This is a genomic window from Prochlorococcus marinus str. NATL2A (genome assembly GCF_000012465.1).
GTDB classification, from domain to species: domain Bacteria; phylum Cyanobacteriota; class Cyanobacteriia; order PCC-6307; family Cyanobiaceae; genus Prochlorococcus_B; species Prochlorococcus_B marinus_B.
On record NC_007335.2, the window covers coordinates 415,971 to 429,398 of the forward strand.

The following is a 13,428-nucleotide window of genomic DNA, read 5'->3' on the forward strand; positions in this document are numbered from 1 at the left end:
AACTAAATTATTTTCTATCGCTGGTAATTAATTATTTTTTAAAGTATTTATCACTTCAAAATCCTTTAACTACAAATGTCTTTTCAATTATTGATCCATTGAATTTAAGTTTATATTAGGCCAATTTAAGTAGTTTCCATTTGTAGCTCTCGATGTCTGTATTCATGCAGTAGAATCACGTGAATTAATCAATACAAATGGAAACTTCAACTATACTGATCCAACCTTATTGATGCTGATAGGAGGAATTGTTGTTTTATTAGCCGGCTCAGTAGCCTATGGCGTTTATTCAACATTCGGTTCGGGCTCAAAAGAGCTCAGAGACACTATTGATGAGCACGCAAAAATGCATGAATTAGGTATTGCGCATGGTCATGGTGGAAGTTCAGAGGCCTATGAGATGTCTGGAAAACTTCAAAAGGATCAAATTTCGTAAAAACGAAAGTCTCAAAACTTTATTTTGATGAAAAATTGTGTTTATAAAAAATTTCATCAAGATATTTAAACTACTGGGATGTAATATTCAACAATTGATTTTAGATAAACTGTTCACATTGAATGAAGATAATAATTTCTTCGAGAAAGTAATTTCTTCTGATCTTTTCTCATGTTGATCAGCGTCTTGACTGGCTTCTCTGCTGGGGCAGTGCATGTAGTTAGTGGTGCTGATCATATAGTCGCAATGGCTCCTTCCTCTGTCAGAAAACCTCGAGTAGCTTTGATTAATGGGTTGGCATGGGGGATTGGGCACTCAGCAGGGGTTTTAATTCTCTCGATATTAGGGATTTTGGCTAAAGACCTAATAAACATTGAACTAATGTCTTCTTATGCAGAGTTTCTTGTTGGTATAAGCCTTCTGATTGTGGGGGGAGTCGCTATTAGGACTTCCTTGAAAGTAAACATTCACATGCATCAGCATATGCATGGAGAAGAAGCGACTCACAAACATTTTCATTTCCATTCACTTGGAAATAAACTTCATAGAAGTCATACACATGCTGCAACTGGATTAGGGGTTTTACACGGGTTCGCTGGAGCCAGTCATTTGGTTGCAGTTATTCCAGCATTAGCATTACCTTTGTTTGGAGCATTGGCTTATCTATTTGCATATTTACTTGGATCAATTTTTGCAATGGGATGCGTTGTTTTAGGAATATCTTTTGCAACGAGTAAAGTGAATAAAATGTTTTATCCTTTCTTGATGAGATCAATAGGAGCACTATCAATAGTGACAGGAATATTTTGGCTTCAAAAGACCTCAATTCTAACTTTTTAAAAGTATTGCTTCATGAATTACACAGCTAGCCTTTTTGCTTTGGGGGGGTTCTTTTTGTGGGTTGTTATCGCGACACTTATATGGGCAAGAAGAATGAGAAAACTTAAAAAAGAATATTCTCTAAATAAATCAAAGTTCAAAAATTAATTGATACATCATTTTTCATCTTTAGATACATATTTATCAGTGAAAATTATTAAAGATTATGTATGATTAATTAACTATAAAGAAGAGTGATGAAAGGTGTTTTGTTTTTTTTAGGTTCTATCTTTAGATGGCCTGTTCAAAATAGTAAAGAATTTTTGATTCTGCATGTTTATCTTTTAGGTATATATGGAATAACTTTTTTGCTAAGAAACTTAGGTTTAGAAGTGTCTAATCTTATTTTTACAGTTGGACTAATGGCTCCAATCGGTTATCTCATTTATAATGGACTGCCTTTAGATTGTCTTGATTATAAGTCTGCAATTAAAAGAGAATTAAGTTCTCTAAATTAAACAATAAAGGTTAATTAGAAAGTTAATTTATAAAACTTGTATTACCTCGCTAACCTCCGGAATCATTTCCCTTAGTTTTCTTTCAATACCCATTTTTAAAGTCATTGTGCTACTAGGGCAACTTCCGCAAGCCCCCTGAAGTCTAACTTTGACGATTGGTCCATCTATTTCAGCTATCTCTACATTCCCTCCATCAGCCATCAGAAAAGGTCTTAATTCATCAAGAACCTTTTCAACGTTTTCTGTCGTCAGTGCAAGAGTTTCGTCGCTCATTTCGATTTACTTAATTTAATTTTGCTTAGCTTAGTTAATCGCAGGATAGTCTGTATGTAATCTTGATAAAGATTTTGTTTAATACCGGCACTCCAGATTCAGAAAATACTTATGACGCAATATTAGTAGGTGCAGGAATCATGAGCTCTACTCTTGCAGTACTTCTGCATGAGCTTGAGCCGGATTTACGGTTGTTGGTTGTTGAAAAACTATCTTCTGCTGGCTTGGAAAGTAGCTGCGCTAAGAATAATGCTGGAACAGGACATGCTGCTAACTGTGAGCTTAATTACACTCCAATCCAAGAGGATGGCCATCTTAGTACTACCAAAGCTTTTGAAATAAATAAATCCTTTGAGCAAAGCTTAGAATTTTGGGCATCTTTGGCAGAAAAAGGGAAATTGATACCAAAAACTTTTTTAAATAAGTTGCCACACATCAGCCTTGTCTTTGGAGATGAGGATATTTCTTTGCTTAAAAAAAGGTTTTCTAAACTTAGTTCTCATGCCGCTTTTGCCAAAATGGAATTCACTATGGACCATGGTGAATTACAAGACTGGATTCCATTGATTATGGATGGTAGGAAACAGAGTGAGAAGATTGCCGCGACAAGAATTAAAAGAGGTACTGATATTGATTTTGGCAATTTAACTCGCTCATATATCAATCAAATTGAAGGAGCAAAATCTATTGATATTAATTACTCTACTAATGTTGAAAATCTTCAACAAGATAGTGAAGGAGATTGGTATTTATCTTTAGAAGGAGCCAAAAAAAATAGAATTGTTAGATCAAAGTTTGTTTTCCTAGGGGCAGGTGGAGGAGCCTTATCCCTTTTGCAAAAATCGAGAATTCCAGAAGGCTTGTTATATGCAGGATTCCCTGTTAGCGGCAAGTGGTTGATTTGTGATGAGGAGAAATCAACAAAAACACATAATGCAAAGGTTTATGGAAAGGCAGCAGTTGGAGCCCCGCCAATGTCAGTCCCGCACTTAGATACAAGATGGATAGATAAAAAAAAATCTCTTTTGTTTGGTCCTTTCGCAGGATTTAGTTCAAATTTTTTAAAATACGGATCAAAGTTGGATTTGTTTAGATCAATCAAAACAACTAATCTTTTCTCAATGTTGCAAGCAGGATTAGACAATATAGACCTAGGAAAATACTTGTTAAATCAATTAATACAAACAAATGAGGATCGAATAGATACTTTAAAAAGATTTCTTCCTCAGGTTTCACCTAATGATTGGAAGCTTTCAACGGCAGGACAGCGTGTTCAAATAATTAAACAAACCTCTAAAGGTGGTGTTTTAAAAATGGGGACAGAAGTGGTTACTTCATCAGATGGATCTTTAGCTGCTTTGCTTGGTGCTTCTCCGGGCGCAAGCACAGCAGTAACAATCATGATTGAAGTTCTAAACCGCTGCTGGCAGGAAAAAATGAAATCAAGTAAATGGAAAAATAAAATGTTAGAGCTTTTCCCCAGTATTGGTACAGATATTAATTCAGATCAAGAAGCTCTTTTGGCAATTCGAAAAAGAAACGATTTCTTACTTAAATTAATTTAAAACTTTAGTACTGGTGAGCTATATTTAATTTTTATTCAGAGTTGAATTGATAGATGAAGATCTTGCTCCTTTAATTGCTTTCGTATGACTAATGTGCCCATTTCTCGTCTGAGGAACTTCTGCATAATTGCTCATATTGACCATGGTAAATCAACCTTGGCAGATAGGCTTCTTCAGGATACTGGCACTGTCTCCTCTAGAGACATGCAAGAACAATTCTTGGATAATATGGACCTTGAGAGAGAGAGAGGAATAACTATAAAATTACAGGCTGCGCGGATGAATTATAAAGCAGATGATGGAGAGGAATATGTTCTGAATTTGATTGATACTCCTGGCCATGTTGACTTCTCTTATGAGGTGAGTCGATCATTACAGGCTTGTGAGGGCGCCTTGCTGGTTGTTGATGCTAGTCAAGGAGTAGAAGCTCAAACTTTGGCCAATGTTTACCTCGCCTTGGAAAATGATTTAGAAATTATTCCTGTTCTCAATAAAGTTGATTTGCCCGGAGCTGATCCTGAGAAAATCAAAAATGAAATTGAATCAATTATTGGTTTAGATACATCTAAGGCAATTTCCTGTTCTGCTAAAACAGGGGTTGGTATTCCAGAAATACTGCAAGCAGTAGTAGATAGAATACCTTCTCCGAAAGATAATACTGATCAAGCTACAAAAGCACTTATTTTTGATTCCTATTATGACCCTTACAGAGGCGTGATTGTTTATTTCAGAATCATGAGTGGTGGCATAAGTAAGAAAGACAAGGTTTTGCTTATGTCTAGTAAGAAAAGTTATGAGTTAGATGAAATAGGTGTTATGGCACCTGATCAAGTAAAAGTAAATTCTCTTCATGCCGGTGAAGTTGGATATTTAGCTGCATCTATCAAAGCAGTTGCTGATGCGAGAGTAGGGGATACGATTACGTTGGTGGACAGACCTGCTCAAGATGCTTTGCCAGGTTATGCCGAAGCCAAACCAATGGTTTTTTGTGGATTGTTTCCCACGGATGCAGATCAATATCCAGATCTAAGAGATGCTCTAGATAAATTGCAACTATCCGATGCTGCATTGAAATATGAGCCTGAAACAAGTAGTGCAATGGGATTTGGCTTTCGTTGTGGATTTTTAGGTTTATTGCATATGGAAATTGTTCAAGAGCGTTTAGAACGTGAATATGATTTAGATTTAATCGTTACTGCACCATCAGTTATTTATAAAGTGAAAATGATTGATGGAGAAATTAGAATGATCGATAATCCAGCTACACTTCCAGACCCTCAAAAACGTGAAACCATAGAAGAACCCTACGTCCGAATGGAAATTTATGCTCCCAATGATTACAACGGTACCTTGATGGGTCTTTGTCAGGATAGAAGAGGAGATTTTATCGATATGAAGTACATAACGACTGATCGAGTGACGCTTATTTATGAAATACCTCTTGCAGAAGTTGTGACAGACTTCTTTGATCAGATGAAAAGTAGAACTAAGGGATATGCCTCTATGGAATATCACTTAATTGGTTATAGGGAAAATGATTTAGTCAGATTAGACGTTTTAATTAATTCAGAACGAGCAGACCCTTTAACAACGATTGTTCATAAAGATAACGCTTATGGTGTAGGGAAAGGACTTGTTGAGAAATTAAAAGAACTTATTCCAAAACAGCAATTTAAGATTCCTTTACAAGCTTCAATTGGGAGTCGAATTATTGCAAGTGAAGGTATTAGTGCTTTACGAAAAGATGTTTTGTCCAAATGCTACGGAGGCGATATATCCAGAAAAAAGAAATTGTTGAAGAAACAGGCAAAGGGGAAAAAACGAATGAAGTCTATGGGGAAAGTAGATGTTCCCCAAGAGGCTTTTATGGCTGTTTTGAAATTAAATAAAGATTAATAGTTATTTCTAAGATCTATGTTTGTCTTACATAGCTTATTTCACTTGAATTATTTATAAACATTGAGACTTCCTGATTCCCTTTATCTTTTGTTAGGGTCGTCCATATGAAACCTATAATTATTAAAACTGCAATGGTTATTGAGAGCTCCCCTACGGTGAGACCATCATTTTTAAAATGCATCTTAAAATATATGTATTCATTCATTTAAGCAATTTTTTTTTTAATTTCTACCTTTTACAGCTAAATTTAATTAGGTCTTATTATTTGATAATTGAATTTGAGAGGTTTTTTAAGACGAAATAATTTGTCGACACGGTTATTTTTCGCTGGGCTGATAATTTTATCCATATATATAGGCATCTCTATTTTTGTGCCACTATTAATAACTTTAGAGATTGTGCCTAATGGTGAATTTGGTTTAGGCAACCCGATTTTTTCGGCTCCATCGATAGATCACTGGTGTGGAACTGATCGACTAGGAAGAGATGTTTGTATTAGAACTTTGGCTGCGAGTGGAGTTGCGTTACAAGTTGTTTTTGTTGCCGTATCTCTTGCCGTTCTCGTAGGAATTCCTTTGGGACTTTTAAGTGGCTATATCGGTGGCCTTGTAGATAGGGTTTTGGTACTTTTCATGGATACTCTTTATACAATTCCTGTCCTTCTTCTTTCTGTGGTGATGGCATTTTTATTGGGTAGAGGCATATTGAATGCATCAATAGCATTGTGTGTCGTTTATATTCCTCAATATTTTCGACTTGTTAGGAACCAGACTTCACAGGTTAAATCAGAACTTTATATTGAGGCAGCAATATCAATGGGAGCATCCCCTTTGTGGGTAATAAGAAAGTACCTTCTTAAAAATGTTCTTACTTCTGTCCCTGTAGTTTTAACCCTTAATGCTGCAGATGCAGTATTAGTTCTTGGGGGATTAGGATTTCTTGGATTAGGTCTTCCTGAGAATATTCCAGAATGGGGAAGTGATTTAAATATGGCATTAGTTGCATTACCTACTGGTATCTGGTGGACAGCGATCTATCCTGGTATGGCTATGTTCGTTTTAGTGCTGGGACTGTCTTTTATTGGAGAAGGCTTGGAGAAAATTTTAAGTGAAACTAGTCTTCAGAATTAAAACTTACTTTAGGTTTGGATTTAATATCTCATTTTTTCTGTTCTTGGGAGATTATCTATAATCTCACCTTTATAATTAAGTTCTGGATATTTTCTGCCTTCACTTTTGCACCATTGAGCAACCTCGGGGTAAGCCCACTCGAAAAGCTTTTCTTTGTATGTTTCTTGGCTCATGCCTTCCCCAGATTCAGGAACCATATTGGCTACTTGTCGTTGCCTTAGCGCTTCAAACAATAATGCCGATGCCGCAACTGATACATTTAAAGATTCAACCATCCCTCTCATTGGAATATGAATATGCTCATCCATTAAACTCGAAGCTTCTTCACTGATACCCCATTTCTCGGCACCAAGCACAAATGCTGTTGGTCCCTTGAAGTCACATTTTCTGTAATCAATTGATCTGGGATTCAAGTTCGTTCCGTACAATTTAAACCCTTTTTCTTTAAGAACTTTTATCGCCTCAGTGGTCTTTTTATATTGGTTTATTTTGACCCATTTTTGACTTCCTTGAGCAGTGCTATTAAATGTTAAAAACTTCTCCTTATTGAAGATTGCATATGCTTCAAGAACACCAACAGCATCACAACTTCGTATTATCGCTGAGAGATTATGAGGCTTTTCAACATTCTCAATTAAGACTGTGAGATCTGAAATCCTCCTATTTAATACTGATTTTATACGTTCGAAACGTCTAGGGAGGAGAGGCATTTCTAATGATTTACAGAAGAGTTGTTAATCTTTGATGAAGATAGTTGTTTTAATTGTTTATGTGATAATTAAATGAATCACTCAATTAAATAAAACATCTTTTTAGAAGATTACATAAAGAAAAGCCCCTGCCTAAAGGACAGGAGCTTTTCTTTATCTTTGAAAATGTAAGATTCTATGTAATTAGAAGCTAAATACAGTTTCAAGAACAACACCAGAGTCATCATCACCAGTATTGTCTTCTACAGTGAAGAAACCAGGAGTGATTGTTACGCTGTCATTGATTGCATAAGTGTAAGAGACTTCAAAGCCTGTTACATCATCAGAGCTACCACCGTCAACATCAGTTTCATTGTAAGCAGCACTTAGTGTTCCAGGACCAACTTCGTAGTCAACACCAATGAACAAGTCAGTTGCATCAGCACCTGTCTCTGGATCTGTTGTGTCATAAGCAACGCTGAATGTTGCATCAATTGACTCTGGGCTGTAGTAGATACCACCACCAAATGTGTCATAGCCTTCACCCGCTTCGCCGTCGTTAGAAGCGATTACAAGACCGCCACCAAAGCCGTCGCCGTTATAGCCAAGAGTGAAAGTTGAAACATCATCTCCATCATCAGCGCCGATTCCTACTGTTGAATCAGAGCCACCAACAGAAACGAAACTTACAGAAGCAACTACGCCGTTGTCATTAGAATAAGCAACACCAACTCCAGGACCAGTTTCGTTACCAGCCAAAGAATAAGGCATACTGCCTAGTCTGAAAGCGTCTGAATAAGCAGAAGTTGTTGCAGCAACAACATCATCCTGATCAACCAAAGGTCCAACAGTTACTGAAAGATCGCCAACAGGGAAGTTGTAGAAAAGAGAAGTAACAGTTAGATCACCTGATTCAGCACTATCCATGCTTGCAAGTGGGCCACTAGCATTACCAGCTACAAGACCAGCAGAGAAAAGGTCTTCGCCTGTGAAGCTAGAATTTAGGTCAAGGCCATATGCATACTGCATATAAAGCTCTTCTTGGTTGTCTGCTGTTCCGCCGTCAGCAACAGAACCTGTTGTGAAAACAGCAGATCCAGAAAGAGTTGTTGTTGATGAAAATGCAGTATCTGCATTAGCCGCAACTGGAGCCATTAGGCCCAAAGCTGCTGGAGCTACTAATAAACGTGAAAAAAGCTTCATAGTGTCCTCACACATTAAAGAAGTTGTATCGAATTTAACGTTTCGTTGAGGAGAGTAAAAGTATCTTATGTTACACCTTTTGAGTTGGCCTAGCCCCGACTATTCCTTTGAAAGTCACTGCAGTATAAGACTTTTGGGGCTGTTTGGACTATGATTATTCCAATAAATATTTTAAAGTGAACTGAAGTTTTAAATGATCGCTTTTGAGTGAAAACCTGTCATTCATGAAGGGCTTAGATGCCAGAAAAGCTGCTTGGGATGTTATCCAAGCCGTAGGTGGAGGTGCATTCGCAGATGTTGCTTTGGAAAGGATTTTTAATCTTTATTCCTTTAAGTCGATAGATAAAGGATTGATAACTGAACTTTCTTATGGTGCAATTCGCCAAAGATATTATTTAGATTGTTGGATTGATTATTTAGGGAAAGTACCAGCTAAGAAACAACCTCCTTTATTGAGATGGTTATTGCATCTTGGCCTATATCAGGTTTTAAAAATGAAGAGAATACCTCCAGCGGCTGCAATCAATACAACTGTAGAGCTTGCGAAAACTTATCATTTAAAAAAGCTGGCTCCCGTTGTTAATGGAATTTTGCGATCTGCTCTTAGAAGCAAAGAGAGAGGTCTCTTGTTGCCTAAATCAAATAATCCTAGTTTAGAACTAGCAAAAAACGAATCCCTACCTCTTTGGTTGGCAGATGAATTGATTAAGTGGAAGGGATTAGAAGATGCTAAGAAGATTGCTAAAGCATTTAACTGTATTAGTCCTATTGATATAAGAGTGAATAGATTGCGTGCAGATTTAAAAGAAGTAAAAGAAATTTTTGATTCCTGTGGTATTCATAATCAAGCGATACCAAATTGTCCTTACGGATTGGAGGTTCGAGCTGGTGTTGGTGAACCTAGAAAATGGCCCGGTTATGAAGAAGGAAAATGGAGTGTTCAAGATAGATCTTCACAGTTAATTGCCCCATCATTAGGACCTCTACCTGGAGAAAAGATTCTTGATGCTTGTGCTGCACCAGGCGGAAAATCAACACATATTGCTGAATTAATTAATAATGAGGGCAATCTCTGGTCTGTTGATCGATCATCAAGAAGATCTAAAAAAATATTAGCTAACTCAGAGAGGCTTGGGACTAAATGCTTGCAAATATTGGTTGCTGATTCTAATGAGCTATTACTAAAAAATCCTGATTGGAAAGGTTTTTTTGATCGTATATTAATAGATGCTCCATGCTCAGGATTGGGTACTCTTGCTCGCCACCCTGATGCAAGATGGAGGATGAATCAAGATAATATTCAGCAGCTTGTCGCTGTTCAAAGTCAGTTGCTTAACTCGTTAGCGCCCTTATTGAAAAATGGAGGGAAGTTGGTTTATTCCACTTGTACTATTCACCCTGAAGAAAATTCTCATCAGATAAAAAATTTTCTTCAATCAAAGTCTGAGTTTTTATTGGAATATGAAAAACAGATCTGGCCTGGAGAGGGAGATAATGGAGATGGTTTTTATATTTCTGTTTTAAATAAATTAAAAAATTAATAAAGTATATGACGTGTAAACTCGATTTTTAATTAGCTTTGATATGATTTTTTGTTTTAATGATTAATTTTATAAACTAATTAAGGAACTATGTCCAATAGCTATTGCAGTCACAAGCATTCCTAAAATTAGAAATGGTTGTGCACTGGCTTGGTATTTAACATCAAATTTTAATGGATCGCGTAATAGCCATATGTCTTGGAATGTGATTTGAGGAATTATTAGTAAAACCAGAATGACAGATGCAAAATGTTGTCCTATAGCTATTAAAACTACTACCATTGCCAGCTGAAAGATATCTATCATTCCTGCGCTAATACGACTTGCATTTTTAATACCAAAAACAACAGGAAGTGATTCAAGCCCAAGGCTTTTATCCCCTTCCACGCTTTTAAAATCATTTATCACCGCAATCCCTAGACCTGACAAGCTGTAGGCAAGAGTAAGCAGGGCCGTTGTCCACGTTAAATGTCCAAATAGAGCCTGTCCAGCCCACCAAGGAAGAGCTATATAGCTCGCACCAAGTGCATAATTACCAAGCCAACCATTTTGTTTAAGTTTTAAAGGTGGTGCTGAGTAAATAAAACTTACAAATGAACCTCCCAAAGCCAAAAGAAGGACGGAAGGAATCGTGTGATGTGCCCACAAATCTAATAAATAGGCAACTCCAAGACCGGCTATTAGTAAAACCCAAATTTGACATTTTACTTGGAACAGAGAAATTGCCCCTGAAGGTATTGGTCTATTAGGTTCATTTATTGCATCAATTTCTCTATCAAAGTAATCATTTATTGTTTGGGTATATCCAGTTAAGAGTGGGCCGCTCATAAACATGCAACTTATCGAAGCAAGAATGTTGCTTAATTCCCAGTGATAATTGCCACTGGCCGCTGCTCCACATATGACTCCCCATAACAAGGGAATCCATGTGATGGGCTTCATCAATTGCAAACGAAGCTTCCATATGTTTGTTGTTTCAGAACCTCCTTTTATCCCAAGGAGTTGCCTAGCATCGCTCACTTTGTAATCTCAGGGTTAAGAAACTTCATCTTCGAAGAACCAATGTTTGCTCCCGTCATTCATTTTAATAACCACACCAATTCCACCCCTTCCATCTGTCATCTTATAATCGATTACAGTGCCTCTTGGGTCTTCTGATAGTTGGTCTATCAAATAAGAAGGTATGCGGTCCTGGACACGTTCAATATTAACTTTAATTTTTGAACCTATCCTTGAAAGGGAGGTTGGCTTAGCCATGGAATTAAATTACTTGATTTCGGCACCTTAACAGTTCCTCCGTTTAAAAATCATGGTTGCTTTAAGATTGATTCCTTGTCTTGATGTTTCAAACGGACGGGTAGTGAAGGGGGTTAACTTTGTTGGATTGCGTGATGCAGGTGATCCAGTTGAATTGGGATGTAGATATAGCAAGGCTGGAGCAGATGAATTGGTCTTCCTTGACATAACAGCTACATACGAGAAAAGATCTACTTTGGTTGATATGGTTAGACGAACATCCGAATCAGTAACCATTCCTTTCACTGTTGGTGGCGGAATAAGTTCATTGAATGGAATTAATGAATTGCTACGAGCAGGAGCTGACAAAGTAAGTTTAAACTCTAGTGCTGTTAAAGACCCTTCGTTGATTTCTAAAGGGGCAAATCGTTTTGGATCTCAATGTATTGTGGTCGCAATAGATGCAAAAAAGAACAAAAATATTCCTAATAAGTGGGACGTTTATGTGAGTGGGGGAAGGAATAATACTGGCTTAGATGCGATTGAATGGGCAGAAAAAGTTTTTGAGATGGGAGCAGGTGAAATTCTATTAACCTCCATGGACGGTGATGGAACTCAAAATGGTTATGACATAGAACTCACTAAATGTATTGCTGATAAAGTTCCAATACCAGTAATAGCTTCGGGAGGCGCTGGTTGCTTGAGGCACATTAAAGAGGCTTTTACTCTTGGGAAATCTTCAGCTGCTCTTTTGGCTTCTTTATTGCATGATGGACAATTAACTATCAGAGAAATAAAAGAATATTTGATTAAGGAAAATTTACCTATAAGACCAATTGAATGATAAATATTCTCATCAAAGGATGTAAAATCGATGTTTTTAACCTTAAAATTTTTTTGCTATCTAAGTTTTTTTCTGTATTTACATGAGGCCTGGTAATACTAAAGCTATAGAAGAAATGTTTAATTCAATTTCTTCAAAATATGATTTTTTAAATGATATATTTAGCTTTGGATTGCATAGGTTTTGGAAAACAAGATTATTGGATATTCTTAATCCAACTTTTGGAGAGAAATGGATAGATCTTTGTTGTGGAACTGGCGATATGTCAATACTTTTGGCTAGATATATAAAAAGTTCTAAAAATATTACTGGAATAGATTCAGCTTCTCAAGCATTAGTAGTTGCGAGGGAAAGATCTAAGCAAAACTATTCTTCAATTGAATGGATAAATGGTGATGCTCTAGAAACAAATCTCACATCTCATCAATTTGATGGCCTTTTAATGGCCTATGGCTTAAGGAATCTTTCCAGCCCTTATTCAGGCCTTGAAGAGGCTTTTAGAATTTTGAAACCAGGAGGAAGAGCTGGGATATTAGATTTTAGATCTTTTGAAGGAACCTCTATACAAGGGCTATTCCAAAAGATTTATTTAAGTTTTTATGTTGTTCCAATTTCATCTCTTTTCGGTTTAGGAAAAGAATATTCATATATAAAAAAAAGCTTAGTTAACTTTCCCTCTGGTGAAAAACAAATTCATTTGGCACTTTCTGCGGGCTTCAAAAAAGCAAAATACCAAACATTAGCAATGGGACAAATGGGGATTTTATTACTTGAAGCCTGAATCAAAATCGTTCAATCTATTCTCAATTCTTTTCTTCTACAAAAACTACATTTACCCCATAATTTAACTTCTCCCTTGGGAGATGGGACTTTGCAAATAGGACAATTGGTGATTCCAGTCTTATCAGTTCTACTTGGGTGCTTTTCCCATATTTCTTTTTCACTCTCCCTTGTAACTAAATCTTTGGGGTAATGTTGTCTAATCCGAATCTCTTTTATTTGATAGCCATATGATTTTAAAGACGCAATTAATTCTAAGCGGTTGTACTGGATAGCCTGTCTCCACTGAGGATGACTTGCTCCAATCGTTAAAATTTTATTTTGAATATTGAGTGGTGTGCTATTAAATGCGAGTTGTTCCCCAGCTATTGCTACCCAATCTTGAATAAGTCCCCCGACATTCCCTTTCCATGAAGACTTGATTTCCTCTAAACATGTATAAATTGACTGCTCTTTTTTTTCTTTTTTTTTATGCTTTAAGTCTTCTAAAATCAA

Annotated in this window: 17 protein-coding genes; 10 read left to right on the top strand and 7 right to left on the bottom strand. The window is 36.6% G+C overall.

Annotation, left to right across the window (positions count from 1 at the left end; translation table 11 throughout):
• The first annotated feature begins 232 nt into the window (after nt 1-232).
• The 4 genes from psbN to PMN2A_RS02215 all read left to right on the top strand — a co-directional run bounded on the left by psbN (nt 233) and on the right by PMN2A_RS02215 (nt 1,773).
• A complete protein-coding gene (gene psbN, locus PMN2A_RS02205; RefSeq protein WP_011294382.1) occupies nt 233-436 on the top strand; it encodes a photosystem II reaction center protein PsbN in 204 nt (67 codons plus the stop codon).
• A gap of 171 nt (nt 437-607) precedes the next feature.
• Nucleotides 608-1,276 carry a hydantoin utilization protein A gene (locus tag PMN2A_RS02210; protein ID WP_011294383.1) on the top strand — a complete coding sequence of 223 codons (669 nt, stop codon included), beginning with the start codon at nt 608-610 and terminating at the stop codon, nt 1,274-1,276.
• Nucleotides 1,277-1,288: 12 nt separating this feature from the next.
• Complete coding sequence (locus PMN2A_RS10975) at nt 1,289-1,423, top strand: hypothetical protein (protein WP_011294987.1); 135 nt, start codon at nt 1,289-1,291, stop codon at nt 1,421-1,423.
• A gap of 89 nt (nt 1,424-1,512) precedes the next feature.
• Nucleotides 1,513-1,773: a hypothetical protein gene (locus PMN2A_RS02215; protein ID WP_011294384.1), complete on the top strand. Its 261-nt coding sequence runs from the start codon at nt 1,513-1,515 to the stop codon at nt 1,771-1,773.
• Between the two features lie 27 nt (nt 1,774-1,800).
• On the opposite strand, the gene PMN2A_RS02220 is transcribed toward PMN2A_RS02215, so the two are convergent.
• On the bottom strand, nt 1,801-2,046 hold the full coding sequence (locus PMN2A_RS02220) for a NifU family protein (protein ID WP_011294385.1): 246 nt from the start codon (nt 2,044-2,046) through the stop codon (nt 1,801-1,803).
• 74 nt (nt 2,047-2,120) lie between these two features.
• Here PMN2A_RS02220 and PMN2A_RS02225 point away from each other — a divergent pair, with 74 nt between their 5' ends.
• Nucleotides 2,121-3,611 carry a malate:quinone oxidoreductase gene (locus PMN2A_RS02225; RefSeq protein ID WP_041710934.1) on the top strand — a complete coding sequence of 497 codons (1,491 nt, stop codon included), beginning with the start codon at nt 2,121-2,123 and terminating at the stop codon, nt 3,609-3,611.
• A gap of 84 nt (nt 3,612-3,695) precedes the next feature.
• Nucleotides 3,696-5,507 carry a translation elongation factor 4 gene (gene lepA / locus PMN2A_RS02230; protein ID WP_011294387.1) on the top strand — a complete coding sequence of 604 codons (1,812 nt, stop codon included), beginning with the start codon at nt 3,696-3,698 and terminating at the stop codon, nt 5,505-5,507.
• Nucleotides 5,508-5,523: 16 nt separating this feature from the next.
• Here the strand turns inward: lepA and PMN2A_RS10410 are convergent, their stop codons facing one another.
• Nucleotides 5,524-5,691 carry a hypothetical protein gene (locus tag PMN2A_RS10410; RefSeq protein ID WP_187146456.1) on the bottom strand — a complete coding sequence of 56 codons (168 nt, stop codon included), beginning with the start codon at nt 5,689-5,691 and terminating at the stop codon, nt 5,524-5,526.
• 190 nt (nt 5,692-5,881) lie between these two features.
• Here PMN2A_RS10410 and PMN2A_RS02240 point away from each other — a divergent pair, with 190 nt between their 5' ends.
• Nucleotides 5,882-6,640, top strand: coding sequence for an ABC transporter permease (locus PMN2A_RS02240; RefSeq protein WP_144043256.1), 759 nt, complete (start codon nt 5,882-5,884; stop codon nt 6,638-6,640).
• Nucleotides 6,641-6,660: 20 nt separating this feature from the next.
• Here the strand turns inward: PMN2A_RS02240 and trmH are convergent, their stop codons facing one another.
• The gene (gene trmH / locus PMN2A_RS02245) at nt 6,661-7,350 is read right to left on the bottom strand and encodes a tRNA (guanosine(18)-2'-O)-methyltransferase TrmH (protein ID WP_011294389.1); all 690 of its coding nucleotides are present in this window, start codon (nt 7,348-7,350) and stop codon (nt 6,661-6,663) included.
• A 183-nt stretch (nt 7,351-7,533) separates the two neighbouring features.
• A complete protein-coding gene (locus PMN2A_RS02250) occupies nt 7,534-8,532 on the bottom strand; it encodes a porin (RefSeq protein ID WP_011294390.1) in 999 nt (332 codons plus the stop codon).
• Between the two features lie 224 nt (nt 8,533-8,756).
• On the opposite strand from PMN2A_RS02250, the gene PMN2A_RS02255 reads away from it, so the two are divergent.
• The gene (locus PMN2A_RS02255) at nt 8,757-10,073 is read left to right on the top strand and encodes a 16S rRNA (cytosine(967)-C(5))-methyltransferase (RefSeq protein ID WP_011294391.1); all 1,317 of its coding nucleotides are present in this window, start codon (nt 8,757-8,759) and stop codon (nt 10,071-10,073) included.
• 69 nt (nt 10,074-10,142) lie between these two features.
• On the opposite strand, the gene chlG is transcribed toward PMN2A_RS02255, so the two are convergent.
• Nucleotides 10,143-11,093: a chlorophyll synthase ChlG gene (gene chlG, locus PMN2A_RS02260; protein WP_011294392.1), complete on the bottom strand. Its 951-nt coding sequence runs from the start codon at nt 11,091-11,093 to the stop codon at nt 10,143-10,145.
• 15 nt (nt 11,094-11,108) lie between these two features.
• Nucleotides 11,109-11,330, bottom strand: coding sequence for a cytochrome b6f subunit PetP (gene petP, locus PMN2A_RS02265; RefSeq protein WP_011294393.1), 222 nt, complete (start codon nt 11,328-11,330; stop codon nt 11,109-11,111).
• A gap of 52 nt (nt 11,331-11,382) precedes the next feature.
• Here petP and hisF point away from each other — a divergent pair, with 52 nt between their 5' ends.
• Nucleotides 11,383-12,153, top strand: a complete 771-nt coding sequence (gene hisF, locus PMN2A_RS02270; protein WP_011294394.1) for an imidazole glycerol phosphate synthase subunit HisF — start codon at nt 11,383-11,385, stop codon at nt 12,151-12,153.
• Nucleotides 12,154-12,235: 82 nt separating this feature from the next.
• On the top strand, nt 12,236-12,934 hold the full coding sequence (ubiE, locus tag PMN2A_RS02275) for a bifunctional demethylmenaquinone methyltransferase/2-methoxy-6-polyprenyl-1,4-benzoquinol methylase UbiE (RefSeq protein ID WP_011294395.1): 699 nt from the start codon (nt 12,236-12,238) through the stop codon (nt 12,932-12,934).
• Between the two features lie 11 nt (nt 12,935-12,945).
• On the opposite strand, the gene PMN2A_RS02280 is transcribed toward ubiE, so the two are convergent.
• Nucleotides 12,946-13,428, bottom strand: a complete 483-nt coding sequence (locus tag PMN2A_RS02280; RefSeq protein ID WP_011294396.1) for a DUF721 domain-containing protein — start codon at nt 13,426-13,428, stop codon at nt 12,946-12,948.